This window comes from Leclercia sp. (assembly GCF_036780805.1).
Classification (GTDB): Bacteria; Pseudomonadota; Gammaproteobacteria; order Enterobacterales; family Enterobacteriaceae; genus Enterobacter.
The window spans coordinates 1040486-1056956 of the sequence record NZ_DAIQCE010000001.1 but is presented as its reverse complement, the minus strand read 5'-3'; the positions used below and the strand labels follow the sequence as shown (position 1 = coordinate 1056956).

Annotated in this window: 14 protein-coding genes; 9 read left to right on the top strand and 5 right to left on the bottom strand. The window is 59.7% G+C overall.

Annotation, left to right across the window (positions count from 1 at the left end; all coding sequences use genetic code 11):
* Nucleotides 1-293: 293 nt before the first annotated feature.
* Nucleotides 294-1991, top strand: a complete 1698-nt coding sequence (locus tag V7Q49_RS04890) for an NAD-dependent malic enzyme (RefSeq protein WP_333849615.1) — start codon at nt 294-296, stop codon at nt 1989-1991.
* A 216-nt stretch (nt 1992-2207) separates the two neighbouring features.
* Here V7Q49_RS04890 and V7Q49_RS04885 read toward each other — a convergent pair whose 3' ends face one another.
* The 3 genes from V7Q49_RS04885 to V7Q49_RS04875 all read right to left on the bottom strand — a co-directional run bounded on the left by V7Q49_RS04885 (nt 2208) and on the right by V7Q49_RS04875 (nt 4341).
* On the bottom strand, nt 2208-2423 hold the full coding sequence (locus V7Q49_RS04885; protein WP_333849614.1) for a cold shock domain-containing protein: 216 nt from the start codon (nt 2421-2423) through the stop codon (nt 2208-2210).
* A 302-nt stretch (nt 2424-2725) separates the two neighbouring features.
* Nucleotides 2726-3073, bottom strand: a complete 348-nt coding sequence (gene yajD, locus V7Q49_RS04880) for an HNH nuclease YajD (protein ID WP_106992874.1) — start codon at nt 3071-3073, stop codon at nt 2726-2728.
* A 53-nt stretch (nt 3074-3126) separates the two neighbouring features.
* Entirely contained in the window at nt 3127-4341 is a 1215-nt protein-coding gene (locus V7Q49_RS04875; RefSeq protein ID WP_333849613.1) for an MFS transporter, read from the bottom strand.
* Between the two features lie 370 nt (nt 4342-4711).
* On the opposite strand from V7Q49_RS04875, the gene V7Q49_RS04870 reads away from it, so the two are divergent.
* Nucleotides 4712-6418: an ABC-F family ATP-binding cassette domain-containing protein gene (locus V7Q49_RS04870; protein ID WP_333849612.1), complete on the top strand. Its 1707-nt coding sequence runs from the start codon at nt 4712-4714 to the stop codon at nt 6416-6418.
* Between the two features lie 39 nt (nt 6419-6457).
* On the opposite strand, the gene V7Q49_RS04865 is transcribed toward V7Q49_RS04870, so the two are convergent.
* A complete protein-coding gene (locus V7Q49_RS04865; RefSeq protein WP_333849611.1) occupies nt 6458-7057 on the bottom strand; it encodes an inorganic diphosphatase in 600 nt (199 codons plus the stop codon).
* A gap of 274 nt (nt 7058-7331) precedes the next feature.
* On the opposite strand from V7Q49_RS04865, the gene adhP reads away from it, so the two are divergent.
* On the top strand, nt 7332-8342 hold the full coding sequence (adhP, locus tag V7Q49_RS04860) for an alcohol dehydrogenase AdhP (RefSeq protein WP_333849610.1): 1011 nt from the start codon (nt 7332-7334) through the stop codon (nt 8340-8342).
* A gap of 54 nt (nt 8343-8396) precedes the next feature.
* Here adhP and V7Q49_RS04855 read toward each other — a convergent pair whose 3' ends face one another.
* Entirely contained in the window at nt 8397-8906 is a 510-nt protein-coding gene (locus tag V7Q49_RS04855; protein ID WP_333849609.1) for an RrF2 family transcriptional regulator, read from the bottom strand.
* 200 nt (nt 8907-9106) lie between these two features.
* On the opposite strand from V7Q49_RS04855, the gene V7Q49_RS04850 reads away from it, so the two are divergent.
* The 6 genes from V7Q49_RS04850 (at nt 9107) to V7Q49_RS04825 (ending at nt 16464) form a co-directional block, all read left to right on the top strand.
* Nucleotides 9107-10309 carry an NAD(P)/FAD-dependent oxidoreductase gene (locus V7Q49_RS04850; RefSeq protein WP_333849608.1) on the top strand — a complete coding sequence of 401 codons (1203 nt, stop codon included), beginning with the start codon at nt 9107-9109 and terminating at the stop codon, nt 10307-10309.
* Nucleotides 10310-10451: 142 nt separating this feature from the next.
* Entirely contained in the window at nt 10452-12071 is a 1620-nt protein-coding gene (locus V7Q49_RS04845; RefSeq protein WP_333849607.1) for a TIGR04028 family ABC transporter substrate-binding protein, read from the top strand.
* Nucleotides 12072-12081: 10 nt separating this feature from the next.
* Nucleotides 12082-13026 (top strand): ABC transporter permease, encoded by a 945-nt coding sequence (locus V7Q49_RS04840; protein ID WP_333849606.1) that lies wholly within the window; start codon nt 12082-12084, stop codon nt 13024-13026.
* Entirely contained in the window at nt 13023-13874 is an 852-nt protein-coding gene (locus V7Q49_RS04835; RefSeq protein ID WP_333849605.1) for an ABC transporter permease, read from the top strand. Before V7Q49_RS04840 ends, V7Q49_RS04835 begins: the two co-directional genes overlap by 4 nt.
* Nucleotides 13871-15478 (top strand): ABC transporter ATP-binding protein, encoded by a 1608-nt coding sequence (locus V7Q49_RS04830; protein WP_333849604.1) that lies wholly within the window; start codon nt 13871-13873, stop codon nt 15476-15478. Before V7Q49_RS04835 ends, V7Q49_RS04830 begins: the two co-directional genes overlap by 4 nt.
* Nucleotides 15475-16464, top strand: coding sequence for a putative FMN-dependent luciferase-like monooxygenase (locus V7Q49_RS04825; RefSeq protein ID WP_333849603.1), 990 nt, complete (start codon nt 15475-15477; stop codon nt 16462-16464). Before V7Q49_RS04830 ends, V7Q49_RS04825 begins: the two co-directional genes overlap by 4 nt.
* Nucleotides 16465-16471 lie beyond the last annotated feature (7 nt).

The following is a 16471-nucleotide window of genomic DNA, read 5'->3' as shown; positions in this document are numbered from 1 at the left end:
TAATTATGAATGATATATTGGTGGTTATTTATCACTGAGGCTGATCTTTTTAATTTCAGCTTGGGGCGCAATTAATCCTGACCCGATACCACCGTCCGCAACCCTCAGCCCCCCCTTCTCCAGCATGGCTGGCCTGCCCCTCCGGCCACAACCGAACCTGTTTTTAATGCTATGCTGCGGTTTTTAACATTGACCTCCTTTATACTATCCACCTGACATCCCCTGCGGGCACGACAGCGACAACGATCAACACCAGTGCCAGGGAAGGATTTCCAAAAAATTAAGTGAGTGACATGGACAACAAAGCAACCCGACATCGTTCCCTTTACATCCCTTATGCCGGACCGGTTCTGCTGGAGTTTCCCCTGCTGAACAAAGGTAGCGCCTTCAGTATGGAAGAGCGCAGCAACTTCAACCTGCTGGGCCTGCTGCCGGAAGTGGTAGAAACCATCGAAGAACAGGCCGAGCGCGCGTGGATCCAGTACCAGGGCTTTAAAACCGAAATCGATAAGCACATCTACCTGCGCAATATTCAGGACACCAACGAAACCCTCTTCTATCGGCTGGTGCAAAACCACCTCGACGAGATGATGCCGGTGATCTACACCCCGACCGTCGGTGCCGCCTGCGAACGCTTCTCTGAAATTTACCGTCGCTCGCGCGGCGTGTTTATCTCTTATCAGAACCGTCACAACATGGATGACATTCTGCAGAACGTCTCGAACCACAACATCAAGGTGATCGTGGTGACTGACGGGGAACGTATTCTCGGTCTCGGCGACCAGGGGATTGGCGGGATGGGCATTCCTATCGGCAAGCTGTCGCTATACACCGCCTGCGGCGGCATCAGCCCGGCTTACACCCTGCCGGTGGTGCTGGATGTCGGCACTAACAACCAGCAGCTGCTTAACGACCCGCTGTATATGGGCTGGCGTCATCCGCGCATCACCGACGACGAGTATTACCAGTTCGTGGATGACTTCATCCAGGCGGTGAAACATCGCTGGCCGGACGTGCTGTTGCAGTTTGAAGACTTCGCCCAGAAGAACGCCATGCCGCTGCTGAATCGCTATCGGGATGAAATCTGCTCCTTTAACGACGACATTCAGGGCACCGCGGCGGTAACCGTCGGCACCCTGATTGCTGCCAGCCGCGCGGCGGGCAATCAGCTGAGTTATCAGAAGATCGTCTTCCTCGGCGCGGGTTCTGCCGGGTGCGGCATTGCCGAGCAGATCATCGCCCAGACCCAGCGGGAAGGCTTAAGCGAAGAGCTGGCTCGCTCGCGCGTCTTTATGGTGGACCGCTTCGGCCTGCTGACCGACGCCATGCCGAACCTGCTGCCGTTCCAGACCAAACTGGTGCAAAAGCGCGAGAACCTGAAAAACTGGGATACCGACAACGAAGTGCTGTCCCTGCTGGACGTGGTGCGCAACGTCAAGCCGGATATCCTGATTGGCGTCTCCGGGCAGACCGGGCTGTTTACCGAAGAGATCATCCGCGAGATGCACAAGTACTGCGCGCGTCCCATCGTGATGCCGCTGTCAAACCCGACCTCCCGCGTGGAAGCGACCCCGCAGGACATCATCGCCTGGACCGAAGGCAATGCGCTGGTCGCCACCGGCAGCCCATTTGCCCCGGTGGTGTGGAAGGATAAAACCTACCCGATTGCCCAGTGCAACAACTCCTATATCTTCCCGGGGATTGGCCTCGGCGTGATCGCCTCGGGCGCCTCACGCATTACCGATGAGATGCTGATGTCCGCCAGCGAAACCCTGGCCAAGCATTCCCCGCTGGTGAACAATGGTGAAGGGCTGGTTCTGCCGGAGCTGAAGGACATTCACGTGGTGTCGAAGGCGATTGCCTTTGCGGTGGGCAAAATGGCTCAGCAGCAAGGGGTAGCGGTGAAAACCTCTGCCGATGCGTTGCAGCAGGCGATTGACGAAAACTTCTGGCAGCCGGAATACCGCAGCTACCGTCGGACATCGATTTAATCCGTCACGGGGCGCGTGCAGGCACCGCTGTCTCCGCCAAAATAAAATAATAAAAAACCCGCACAAAGCGGGTTTTTTATTATCAATAGTTAAATCCACACGGCGAATTTAAAAAGCGAGCGTTTGCCGAATGCTCCGGATGCATTCGTTCCGTTACCGGCTCATTTGGCAATATAAACTCGTTCGATCGCTATCGCGGATCGGCGACGCTGATTATCAGTCGCAAAGTCTTACGCTGGTAGCGGTGGGCCTTGTGTCGCCACTGCAGATGGAAAATTCAACTTTTTGCCCTTCAAAAAGCGTTTTGAAGTTATCACCTTCCAGCGCAGAAAAATGGACTGCGACATCTTTACTTCCATCCAGCGGGGAGATAAAACCAAAACCTTTGTCTTCTTTGAACCACTTTACCAGACCTGTAATTCTTGCGGACATACTGACTCCTGTTGAGCATCAATAGAGGCTAGCGTTCAGAATAAACGTAATGTATTAAACATTTGGGCTCAAAGGGAGGGGATATCAGCGATAGCGCCAGGTTATGAGAATTACTGAGTAAAATTTTACGTTCGTTTGCATTTCGAACCGAACATTTATTAATGCACGGCCAGCATCAAGAAGCAAATTTATTTTAGCCATCCCGACGGCCTCAAAAAATAAAGAGAACAATGGGAATATCTGCACATTATTTTTTTCGTAGGCCGGGCAAGCGCAGCGCCACCCGGCGTTTCAGCCGCGATCTACTTCTTCTTATTCAACATCGCCTGTAAATCGGCAAACGGATTGTAGGTCGCCGCGCCGACATCTTTTTGCGCGTCCTCGCCTGCGACCACTGTTGTGCCGTACAGATCCGCTTCCGTGTATTTGGAGTGTTCATGATCGTGGCAAAACAGACACAGCAACTCCCAGTTACTGCCATCTTCCGGGTTGTTGGTATGGTCATGATCGATATGGTGAACCGTCAATTCACGCAGGTTGGAATAAACGAACTCCCGCGAGCAGCGCCCACATACCCACGGATAGATTTTTAATGCTTTCTCGCGGTAGCCGCTTTCCAGCCGCGCGTAGTTTTTAGGGATCAGAGCCATTGCTGAGGTTACCTGTGGTAAAAAGCTAATTTTACGTCAGTGCGGCCGGGAATTCACCTATGTTCGCCGACGCAGCCCAGGGTTTCTGTGAGCTGGCGCTGGGTTCCCCACCAGAACACCAGTGCCAGCAAACTGACTAAAGCCCCCAGCATACATACCCCCTGCCAGCCGAAATGGGCCCAGGTGATGGTCGTCCCGATCGCCCCCAGCCCGCTGCCGACGGCATAAAACAGCATGTAGAGCCCCACCAGCCGGCTGTGGGCATCCGGGCGGGTGCGAAAAATCAGGCTCTGGTTGGTGACGTGCAGCGCCTGACCGCCCAAATCCAACAGCACGATGCCGATGACCAGCGCCCAGAGCGACACCTCCATCAGCGACAGCGGCCACCAGGCCAGCAGCAGCGCCAGGAGGGCAATTCCGCTGGTGCGCCGGGCATAACCCCGATCCGCCCACTGCCCGGCCTTCGCTGCGGCCAGCGCACCGACCACGCCCGCCAGCCCGAACGCGCCAATCGTGGTGTGCGAGAAGCTATAGGGCGGCGCGCTCAGGGGCAGCACTAACGCGCTCCAGAAGATGTTAAACGCGGCGAACATCAGCAGCGCCAGCATTCCCCTCACCTGTAACACCTTCTCCTCACGCAGCAGCGTCAGCATCGAGGCCAGCAGACGGGGATAACTCAGCGCGCGAGAGGCCGGAGGCAGGACGGGAAGCCGACGCCACAGCGGGATCGCAATCGCCAGCATCAGGAGCGCGGCGCAGAAATAGACCCCGCGCCAGCCCGCCAGGTCACTTACGCCCCCGGCAAAGACCCGCGCCAGCAGCAGCCCGATGAAGACCCCGCCCTGGGCCGTGCCCACCACTCGCCCCTGTTCATGCGGTGCCGCGGCGCTGGCCGCATAGGCGATCAGCCCCTGGGTCATCGCCGTACCGAGCAGCCCAACGGCGAGCATGCCCACCAGCAATACCGGGGCGGAATGCGCCATCCCCACCGCTGCCAGAGCCACCATCAGAGCCAGCATTTGCAGCGCCATCAGGCGGCGGCGATCCACCCTGTCGCCCAGCGGCACCAGAAACAGCAGCGCCAGCGCGCAGCCTATTTGCGTAGCCGTGACCACGCCGCCTACCGCCGCCTGGCTGATGTCAAAATCCTGCGCCAGAGCATCGAGAAGCGGTTGCGCGTAATAGACATTCGCCACGCTCAGGCCGCTGGCGATGGCAAAGAGCCATGTCAGGCTGGGTGATATACGCGCGCCTGGTTGTACATTCATGCTGTCAGCGCCCTTTAGTTTCAATATAAAACCAATTAAAGGTTAGGTCAGGTGGTTTTAAAATGCAACCAAATACACTGCACTGCGCTTAACAGCCAACATCTTGCCCGCCATACCAAACCCCGCTACACTCCTTTCATTCATCAACCCACTGAATATAAAAGGAGGCTAATTATGCTGTGCTGTGAAATCTTTGATATTTCACTTCACCTTGGTGATCGCACCTGCTCAAGCGTTATCGGTTTCGTGCTGCGATAACTTCGGCTTGAGCGAAGACACCTAAGACTGAATCCCTTCTCTCGGGCTTACCGGGTTATCGTCAGCGATGTATGACGAGGCATTTTCATGCCTGTAACTCTTGAGTAAGCAAATGAGCACATTACTGACTGCACTTTCTCTCCGTGTTGATACCGCCTTTGACACGCTGTTCAACGACCTCACCTTTAGCCTGAAAAAAGGCGACCGCATTGGTCTGCTGGGCGATAACGGCTGCGGCAAAAGTACCCTGCTGAAGATCCTCGACGGCACCGACGCGCCCCTCTCCGGGACGGTCGCGCTGGCCGGACACTGCCTGATGGCGCGGGTGGAGCAACATCTCCCGGAATCTGTCTATCCGCTGACCATGCTCGACGCGGTGCTGGCGCAACTCCCGCTGGCCGAGCGCGAAAGCCTGCGCTGGCGGGCGGAAACGCTGCTGGCGAGCATGGGCTTTACCCCACAGGACACCGCCCTGCAATCGGCCACCCTCAGCGGGGGGCAACACACCCGCCTGCTGCTGGCGCGGGCGCTGATTCATGCGCCGGACCTGCTGCTGCTGGATGAACCCAGCAACCACCTCGACCTGCCGACCCTGCTGTGGCTGGAGCAGTTCCTGCAAAACTGGTCCGGCAGCTTTGTGCTGGTGTCCCACGACAGGCAGCTCCTGGATGCCGTCACCAATGGCAGCTGGATCCTGCGTGATAAAACGCTGCACTACTTCGCCCTTCCCTGCACTCGCGCGCGTCAGGCGCTGGCCGAGAAGGACGAAAGCGACGCCCTGCGTCATAAAGCCGAGCAAAAGGAGATCGATCGGGTCACCGCCAGCGCCAAACGGCTGGCGACCTGGGGCAAGGTTTACGATAACGAGGATCTGGCCCGCAAAGCCAAACAGATGGAACGTCAGGTAGAGCGGCTGAAGGAGAGCCAGACGTCGCTGACAAACGGCACGCCCTGGACCTTAACCCTGCGCGGCGACGCGCTGCGGGCTGACCGGCTGCTGGAGATCGACAGGCTCAGCGTTCCGCCTGCGCCGGGCCTGCCGGCGTTGTTCACGGCAGAAAACGTTCGCCTCAAAAGCGGCGACCGGGTGGCGATAGTCGGGCGCAACGGCTGCGGGAAATCCTCCCTGATGCGGCTTGTCTGGCGCCAGTTTACGGCCGGCGAAGCGCACGCCGGGCTGAAGATCCACCCGCGCGTGGCGATGGGCTATTACGACCAGACCCTGCACCAGCTGGCGGATGACGCCACGTTGATCGACGCCCTGGAACCCTTCGCCCCCAACCCGCAGGATCGCAAGATGGCGCTGATCTCGGCCGGGTTTGCCTGGGCGCGGCACGGGCAAAAGGTCAGTACGCTCAGCGGCGGAGAACGTTCCCGGCTGCTGTTTATTGGCCTGACCCTGGCCCGCTTTAGCCTGCTGATGCTCGACGAGCCGACCAACCATCTGGATATGGAAGGCAAAGAGGCGCTGGCCGAAACGCTGCAACAGTTCGAGGGCGGCGTGTTGCTGGTCAGCCATGACCGGCAGCTCATCAGCCAGAGCTGCAACCGCTTCTGGCTGATTGAAAATGGTCAGCTCAGCGAATGGCATGATGCCGACGCGGTATTTGCCCGGCTGCGCGACGGCAACGGGGTCAGTACTGTTCAGGTTCAGGCCGCGCAGCAGGTTGAACCGGCGGAACATGACGATCTGCTGGAACGGTTGATACTGCTGGAGACGTTGCTGGAAGAAGATCGGCTGCGTAAGCCTAAGCATCAAAAGCCGCAGCTTCAGGCCCAGTGGCAGGAGGAGATTGCCGCGCTGACGGCGAAGCTGTAGGAAATCGCCCGGCGGGTAGCCGCCGCCGGGCCATTTTTTTTACTTCGGCTGATTCGTTTTCCAGGCATCCCATGCCTGTTTAATTTCCTGCTTCGCGGTGGCGGCATCGTTAAAGCCGCTCAGCTCCACCGCTTTACGCCCTTCCGGCAGCTGTTTATAAACGCGGAAGAACGACTCCAGACGCTGCTGCTCAATCTTCGGCAGATCGCTCATCTCTTTGATGTCGTCATAGGTTGGATCAATTTTGCTCGCCGGGACGGCCACGATTTTGTCGTCTTTCTCGCCGCCGTCGATCATCTTCAGCACGCCAATGGCACGCAGTTTAATCAGGGTCCCCGGGGCCATCGGCGCGCGGGTATAGAAAATCACGTCCAGCGGATCGCCATCACCCGCCAGCGACTGCGTCAGCGAGCCGTAGTTGGCTGGATAAGCGACAGGCATCGACTGGAAGCGGTCGGCGATGATAAAGCCGGTTTTGGCATCCGTTTCATATTTAATAATCCCGCCCGCCGGGATTTCGGTGACGGCATAAAACTCTTCCGGGTTGTTATCAGGCTGGGGGAATTCGAGAATATTTTGCGCCTGTACGGAAGCGGACAGAAGGACGCTCACTGCGAGAAGTTTTTTTACCAGATGCATTGTCTTGTTAACTCTTCGGTTTTTAAGAAGACCACACCTTACGGGGGCGAAATGTCATAAACATGACAGTTTCACTGCAGAAATATTAACCATTCATTGATTAAGGTTATTACTTCTTCCGCCCTCATCATTCAGTTAAATGCCCATTAAATGATGACATTATGTTTCACAGCCCTTGCCTCACTCATTAAAAAAATTAATCCTAAAGGAGTATGACGCGCTGTTGGACGCCATACCTGCCTCGCAGATCCTCATTATGAAAATGGAGAACCATATGAAAGCTGCTGTCGTGACTAAAGACCATCAGGTAGAAGTGACCGAGAAAACCCTGCGCCCGCTGAAGCACGGCGAAGCGCTGTTGAAGATGGAGTGCTGTGGCGTCTGCCACACCGATCTTCACGTTAAGAACGGCGATTTTGGCGATAAGACCGGGGTAATCCTCGGCCATGAAGGCATTGGCGTGGTTAAGGAAGTCGGGCCGGGCGTCACCTCGCTGAAACCGGGCGATCGCGCCAGCGTGGCGTGGTTCTTCGAAGGCTGCGGCCATTGTGAATACTGTAACTCCGGCAACGAAACCCTGTGCCGTACCGTGAAAAACGCCGGGTATTCCGTGGACGGCGGGATGGCGGAAGAGTGCATCGTGACGGCCGATTATGCGGTAAAAGTGCCGGATGGTCTGGAATCCGCCGCCGCCAGCAGCATCACCTGCGCCGGGGTGACTACCTACAAAGCGGTGAAGGTGTCAGAGATTAAACCCGGCCAGTGGATTGCCATTTATGGCCTCGGCGGTCTGGGTAACCTGGCGTTGCAGTACGCCAAAAACGTCTTTAACGCCAAAGTGATCGCCGTTGACGTTAACGATGAACAGCTGAAGCTGGCGTCAAGCATGGGGGCCGATCTGGTCGTTAACTCCCGCAGCGACGATGCCGCCAAATTCATTCAGGAAAAAACCGGTGGTGCCCACGCTGCGGTAGTGACGGCGGTGGCGAAAGTGGCCTTTAACTCAGCGGTGGACGCCGTTCGTGCCGGTGGCCGCATAGTCGCAGTCGGCCTGCCGCCGGAAGCAATGAGCCTGGATATTCCGCGTCTGGTGCTGGACGGTATTCAGGTAGTGGGTTCGCTGGTCGGCACCCGTCAGGATCTGACCGAAGCCTTCCAGTTTGCTGCCGAAGGCAAGGTCGTGCCGAAAGTGGCGCTGCGTCCGCTGGGCGATATCAATGCCATCTTCAAAGAGATGGAGCAAGGCCAGATCCGTGGCCGTATGGTGATTGATTTCCGTTCGTAATCCTTTTCCCTCTCCCTCAGGGAGAGGGTCAGGGTGAGGGTGGACAGACGGCACTCACCCCGAATTCCGCCGATCCGCAATCCACTCCTGCACCTCAATCTGAAAGGTATCCGGTGCCTTACGGTACATTTTGCGCGCCAGGTCGAGAATGGTATGCCGGGCCAGCTCCTCTTCCATCCGCTGCTGGGCGCTGTCCATCACCGAGCGTACCCCGCACGGCCCGTCGCAAACCCAGGCCGGGGGCGTTTCGTCGAACACTGCCAACCGCTGACGCACTTCCCGACACTCAAACATGTTCTTCTCGCCATCGATGGCATGGGCCACATCCAGCACGGTGATCAGTTCCGCAGGCCGCGCCAGACGGAAACCGCCGCCCTTTCCCTCAGTGCTGCTCACCAGCCCGGCGCGCGACAGACGCGTAAAGATTTTGCCCAGATAGTCGTAAGGCACGCCCTGCAGCGCCGCCATCTCCCGGACGCTCATCTCGCGGTCGTTCCCTTTCGCATCCACCATGGTCATCAGGCTATGAATGCCGTACTCCACACCGGAACTGTAAAAAGCCATGCTTAACTCCGAAGTTATTATTCCGGGTCATTATAGCCGCGTTTGGTGAAGTAATGACAGGCGCAATCGCCCATTGGTTTTAACTCCCTGTTTTTCCTCACTTCAACTCTTTAACTCAGAAAGAAGTTGTCGCAGTTAACTCCGACAAATATAGTTGCAGTCACGTCAACCACAGGGCCTGATGAGAAAAAGGATCGAAGATGAAGAAGCAAATTTTAATTGTGGGCAGCGGTTTTGCGGGTATGTGGGCTGCGGTGAGCGCCGCGCGCCTGGCCGATTTAACGGGAAGCGATGAGCTTCAAATCACCGTATTGGCCCCCCGTCCTGAGCTGCGGATCCGCCCGCGCTTTTATGAAGAGCAGGTGGCTGGCTATGCCGCCCCGTTAAGCGATCTCTTTGCTGAACTGAATATTCACTTTATTGCCGGATCCGCTGAACGTATTGATGCCAGGCAGAAAAGCGTCTGGTACCGCGACAGCCAGGGCAACGTAACGCTGGCCGCTTACGATCGCCTGATCGTGGCGACCGGCAGCCAGACCCGCCGTCCGGTCATTGCCGGTCTGGCCGAATTTGCCTTTGATATCGACCAGCTGGAGTCCGCCCAGGTTTTCGAAAACCACCTCAATTCACTGGCCGCGCGCCCTTCCACGCCGGAACGTAACACTGTGGTGGTGTGCGGGGGCGGTTTCACCGGCATTGAACTGGCCACCGAACTCCCTGCCCGTTTGCGCGCGCGTTTCGGGGATGATACACAGACTAAAGTTATCGTAGTTGAGCGTGGCGCAGTGATTGGCGGGCGCTACAGTGAAGAGCTGCGCCGCACTATCGAAGAAGCGAGCCGTGAGCTGGGCGTTGAATGGCGTCTGAACAGCGAAATCGAAGCCGTCGATGCCCGCGGCGTCACGCTGAAAAACGGCGAGCGCATCGCTGCCGCCACCGTCGTCTGGACCGCAGGCGTCGAAGCCCATCCTCTCAGCCAGCAGATTGCGGGCGAGCGCGACACTCAGGGGCGCTTAGTGGTCAATGAGAACCTGCAGGTACCTGAACACCCGGAAGTGTACGCCACCGGGGATATGGCCCGCGCCCGCACCGACGATCTCGGCAACACGGCCCTGATGACCTGCCAGCACGCCATCCAGCTGGGCAAATTCGCCGGGCATAACGCTGCGGCCAGCCTGCTGGACGTGGCACCCTATCCCTATCGTCAGGTGAACTACGTCACCTGTCTCGATCTGGGCGGCTGGGGCGCGGTCTACAGCGAAGGCTGGGAGCAGAAAGTAAAATGCGTTCGTGACGAGGCGAAGAAAATCAAAATCGCCATCACCAAAGAACTGATCTATCCCCCTGCGGCCGACCGCACCGCAGCCTTTGCCGCCGCCGATCCGCTGGCGAAATTTGTCTAGTATCTGCTCACCGCGTCGCTCCCGGCGCGGTTTTTTATTGCCACTTTCCGCAAATCCTTAGCTCAATTCCTTTGTTCCTTTCTTTTGTGCCCCGCCCGAAGATGCCTTCGACGCTAACAAGAAGATAACAAAGGAATTCACCATGCAAACCCCATTTCGCCTGCCGCTGCTGACGGCGCTGATTCTTGCGACAACGGCGGCCTATGCCGCTGATACGCCGGTTAAAGGCGGCACGCTGGTCTATCTGGAACAACAGGCTCACACCAACCTCTATCCCCCGGCGGGCGGGTTTTACCCCAACGGCGGGATCCTGAATCAGATCACCGATAAGCTCACCTGGCAGAACCCGAAAACCCTGGAAGTGGAGCCGTGGATCGCCGAGAGCTGGTCCACCAACGCCGATAAAACCGAATACACCTTCAAGATCCGCCCGGGCGTGACCTTCTCCGACGGCACGCCGCTGGACGCGAACGCGGTGGCGAAGAACTTCGATACCTACGGCAAAGGCAACAAAGCCCAGCGCCTGCCGGTATCTGAAGTGATCAACAACTACGATCGCAGTGAAGTGATTGACCCGCAGACCGTGAAGTTTTACTTCAAAAAGCCGTCCCCGGGCTTCCTGCAGGGCACCGCCACCATCGGCTCGGGTCTGGTCTCCCTGAGCACGTTACAACGTAACTTTGAAGAGCTGGGTGACGCGCGCCATATCATCGGCTCCGGCCCGTTTGTGGTGAAAGACGAAAAGCTGGGCCGCGAGGTGAATCTCCAGGCGCGTAAAGACTATGCCTGGGGGCCGAAAAACCTCGCCCAGCAGGGCCCGGCTAACCTTGACGGCATCACCTATCTGGTGACCCCGGAAGACAGCGTTCGCGTCGGCGCGCTGCTGGCCGGACAGGCCGATTTTATCCGTCAGGTGCAGGCCTATGATGAAAAACAGGCGACCGAACAGGGGTATCACATCTACGCTGCCCCCACCCGCGGGGTGAACGACAGCATCAGCTTCCGCCCGGATAATCCGCTGGTGGCCGACGTGCGGGTGCGTCAGGCGCTGCTGCACGCCACCAACGCTAAACAGGTCGTTGAAACCCTGTTCTCGCCTAACTATCCGCAGGCCAAATCGGTGATTGCCGATTCCGCCGCTGGCTATGTCGACCTCAGCGACAAGCTGGCCTTCGACCCGGCCAAAGCCAGCAGCCTGCTGGATGAAGCGGGCTGGAAAGCGGGCAGCGACGGCATCCGCGCCAAAGACGGCCAGCGTCTGGCCCTGACCATCTATGAATCCCTGCCGCAGCCGCAGAATAAAGAGGTGTTGCAGCTGGTGGCCCAGCAGTGGCGTCAGGTGGGCGTTGCCCTGAGCGTGAAGGCCGGTGATGCCGGGAGCCACGTCCTCGACAACCTCGACCCGCTGAAAACGCCGCTCACCGTCTCGGAAGTGGGCCGCGCCGACCCGGACGTGGTGAAGAGCATGTTCTATCCAAACAACCGCGACGCCCTGCTGCAGAAAGGCGGCTCCAGCGACAAGGTCAATAGCTTCCGCGACGACAAGCTCAACGACCTGCTGGTGAACATCTCTGCCGAAGTGGATCCGCAGAAGCGCCTGCAGTTGACCGGCGACGCCCAGCGCTACCTGCTGGATAACGCCTACGTCATCCCGATCTTTGAAGAGCCACAGGTGTTTGCCGGTGCGCCCTGGCTGAAAGGGGTGAGTTTTGAAGCGGTCGGTCGCCCGTCGTTCTACGGCGCGTGGATCGAGAAACACTAAGGAGTCGACGATGAGCCACTATCTGCTGCGACGGGCCGGGCTGGGGCTGCTGGTGCTCTGGGCGGCGTTCACCCTGTCATTCGTGCTGCTCCAGGTCCTGCCGGGGGATGCGGTGCTGATCAAGTTCCAGAACCCGGATCTGGGTCTGAGCCCGGCGCAAATCGAAGAGATGCGCATCGCGTACGGGGCCGACAGCCCGCTGTGGCAGCAGTATTTGCACACCCTTGGGGCGATGCTGCGCGGCGATTTTGGCTTCTCGGTGCAGGCGGGCGTGGCGGTGAGTGAGCTTATCGCCACCAATCTGCCGGACACCCTAAGCCTGGCGCTGCCCGCCTTTGCGCTGGCGGTGGTGTTGGCCTTCGCCCTGGCGCTGGCCTCGCGCCTGCCGGGGCTGCGCTTCCTGAGTAACGCCATTCAGTCCTTACCGGTGCTGTTTATTTCCCTGCCTACCTTCTGGCTGGGGATTGCCTTAATCCAGCTGTTTTCGTTCCAGCTGCGGCTGATCCCGGTGATTAACCCAACCCCGCTGCAGGGGCTGATCCTGCCGATTGTCACCGTCGCGATTCCGATCTCCGCCCCGCTGGCGCAGATCCTGATGCGCAGTCTCGATCAGGTGGCCGCTCAGCCGTTTGTGGCGGTGGCGCGGGCCAAAGGGCTGAGCGAAACCGCCGTCCTCTGGCGGCACGTCACCGGCAATGCCCTGCTGCCGGTGCTGAACATTGCCGGACTGCTGCTGGGCGAGCTGATTGCCGGGGCGCTGATCACCGAAACCGTGTTTGGCCGCAGCGGGCTGGGACTGCTGACCCAGCAGGCGGTGAACAACCAGGATATCGCCGTGTTGCAGGCGGTGGTGATGATTTCCGCCCTCGGCTTTGTGCTAATAAACCTGCTGGTGGATCTGCTGATGCCGCTGTTCGATCCCCGTCTGCAAACCGTTACCGGAGGTGCTGCATGAGCCTTGTTGATTATGCTGCTGCGGCGCGCAGGCGCATCCCTGCCTGGCGCGGATTGCGCTGGCAGCCAGGACTGTGGCTGGCATGGACCATTATTGCCGCTGCGGCACTCGCCGCCTTCGCGCCGGGGCTGTTTACCCATTTCAGCCCGATTGAAGGCATTGCCGGCGCGCAGCGGCTGGCGCCTCAGGCGGACTACTGGCTTGGCACCGACCAGCTGGGTCGCGATGTTTATACCCGCATCGTCTACGGCGCTTCGCACTCCCTGAGCGCCGCGCTGGTGGCGGTAGCGATGGGGCTGTTTATTGGCACCGCCATCGGTGTCATCGCCGGGGCCTTTGCCGGACGGGTGGAGTCAGTGCTGATGCGCCTGGTGGACGTGCTGCTCGCCATCCCCTCGCTGCTGCTGTCGCTGACGGTGATCATTCTTCTGGGCTTTGGCACGGTAAATGCCGCCATCGCCGTTGGGGTGGCGTCGATCGCTAGTTTTGCCCGCCTGGCGCGCGGCGAAGTGGTGCGCATCCGCCACACCGATTATGTCGAAGCGGCTTTCGGCAGCGGGGGCACCTTCTGGACGGTGCTGTGGCGTCATATTCTTCCCAACTCCCTGACTGCGGTGCTGGCCTTTGCCACCCTGCAGTTTGGTCAGGCGATCCTGGCGCTGTCGACCCTCAGCTTCCTCGGCTACGGCACCCCGCCGCCGATCCCGGAATGGGGGCTGCTGATTGCCGAAGGGCGTAACTATCTCTCAACCGCCTGGTGGCTAACCACCTTCCCGGGTCTGGTGGTGATCGCCGTGGTGCTGGCCACCAACCGTATCAGCCGTCAGTTAAGCGGAGGTCGCGCATGACCGTATTATCTGTGGAAAATCTGACCCTCAGCTACCGCACTGGTCGCGAATGGCGTGAGGTGGTGCATAACGTCAGCTTTACCCTCGGGCGCGGCGAGATGCTGGCCTTTGTCGGTGAATCCGGCTCGGGGAAAACCACCACCGCCCAGGCGATCATCGGCCTGCTGGCGGACAACGCCCGCCGCGACGCGGGCAGCATCCGCCTGAACGGCGAAGATCTCAGCCAGTGGTCGGCTAAACGCCTCGACAACCTGCGCGGGGCGCGCATCAGCCTGGTGCCGCAGGATCCGGGTAACTCCCTCAATCCGGTGAAAACCGTCGGTGCTCAGGTGGGCGAGATCCTGCGGCTGCATCAGAAAATCAGCAAGGCCGAGTGCGACAGCCAGGTGCTGGCTCTGCTGACCAAAGTGGGTCTTAGCCACCCGGAGCAGCGGATGAAGCAGTTCCCACATCAGCTCTCCGGCGGCATGAAGCAGCGGGTGCTGATCGCTATCGCCATCGCCCTGCGCCCGGACGTCATCATCGCCGATGAACCCACCAGCGCGCTGGACGTCACGGTGCAGAAACGCATTCTCGATCTGCTGGACGTGCTGCGCCGGGAATCCGGTACCGCGGTGCTGTTTGTCACCCACGACCTGGCCCTGGCGGCCCAGCGGGCCGACCGGCTGCTGGTGTTCCGCCACGGCGAGGTGCAGGAGCATGGCGCGACCGCCGACGTGGTGCGCGCCCCGCAGCACGCCTATACCCGCCAGCTGCTGAGCGATCTGCACGGACAGCGGTTAACCATCGCCCCGGTGGCGGGTCGCCCGCTGGCCTCCCCGGCGATCCGCGCCGAAGGGATCAGCAAACGCTTTGCGCTGGGAAAAGGCCACCAGTTACAGGCCCTGGATGCGGTGAGCTTTGCCGTGCAGCGCGGCAGCACCCACGCGCTGGTCGGGGAGTCGGGCTCGGGCAAAACCACCCTCGCCCGTATTCTGCTCGGGTTTGAGCAGGCCGATTCAGGCCGGGTGATTATTGACGACATCGACGCCACCACGCTCAGCCACGAGGCGCGGCGTCAGCTGCGACAGAAGATCCAGTTCGTTTACCAGAACCCCTTTGCCTCGCTGGATCCGCGCCAGACGCTGTTTGAGATCATCGAAGAGCCGCTGAAAAATTTCGCGCCGGTCAGCAAGGCCGAACGCGCCGCCCGGGTGGAGAGCGTCACCCGGCGGGTGGCCCTGCCGCCGGAGCTGTTAACCCGCACCGCGCGGGAACTCTCGGGTGGACAGCGGCAGCGCGTGGCCATTGCCCGGGCGCTGATCCTCGAGCCGACTATTCTGGTGCTGGATGAGGCCACCTCGGCGTTGGACGTCACCGTGCAGGCGCAGATCCTCGCCCTGCTCCAGCAGCTGCAACAGCAGCTGGGGCTGACCTATCTGTTTATTACTCACGACCTGGCGACCGTCCGGCGCATCGCCCACAGCGTCACCGTGCTGCGCAGCGGTCAGGTCGTTGAGCACGGCGCGGTCGAGTCGCTGTTCGCTGCCCCGCAGAACGACTATACCCGCGAGCTGATCGACGCCATTCCCCATTTTTCACCCCTTACGGAGGAGTACGCATGACGCGTAAACGCCTGGGTTTCTTTACCCGCCTGCTGGACGATGTGCCAGCCAAAGAACGCTATCGCCTGGCGACAGAGCAGATCCGCCATGCCGAACGCTACGGGTTTGACACCGCCTGGATCGCGCAACACCACTTTCACGAGCACGAGGGCGGCCTGCCGTCGCCGCTGGTGTTCCTCGCCCATATCGCAGCGTTTACCACCCGTATTCGTCTGGGTACGGCCATTATCACCCTGCCGCTGGAGAACCCGCTCCGGGTCGCGGAGGACACGGCAGTGCTGGATCTGCTGGCCGACGGGCGGCTGGAAGTGGGGTTTGGCTCCGGCGGCACGCCGACCTCGTTTTTGCCGTTCGGGCTGACCATTAACGAGCGGGCGGCGACCTTTGCCGATCACCTGCATCTGATTAACAGCGCCTGGCGCGGGGATTCGCTGACCCATCCGGACAACCATCTCTATCCGCCCGCCCCGGGGCTGACGGAGCGGGTGTGGATCGCCACCTTCTCGGTGGAGGGTGCAGTGCGTGCCGCCCAACAGGGCCACGGGCTGATGCTCTCCCGCACCCAGCCGCGCCCGGCGGATAACCTCAGGCTGCCGCTGGATGCGATCCAGAACCCGATTATCGATGCCTATCTCGACGCCCTGCCGTCCGGCGTGGCTCCGCGCATTCTGGCCTCGCGCACTGCGTTTGTCGCCGACAGCGATGCGTATGCCCTGAAGGTGGCCGAACCGGGTCTGACCCGTCAGGCGCAGCAGCATCAGGCTGCCGGGCATGCACTGATTGGTGACACTGTCACGGACTACATCCGTCAGTTCGACGCCCATATCGGCGCGCCGCAGACGGTGCTCGCTTCGCTGGCGCAGGATTCGGTGCTCGCGCGCGCCACCGACATTTCGTTCCAGGTGCATTCGGTTGAGCCGTCGCATCAGGACACCTTACGTTCCATTGAGTTAATCGCAGAGCAGATTGCCCCTCATCTTATTTAAGGAGTCA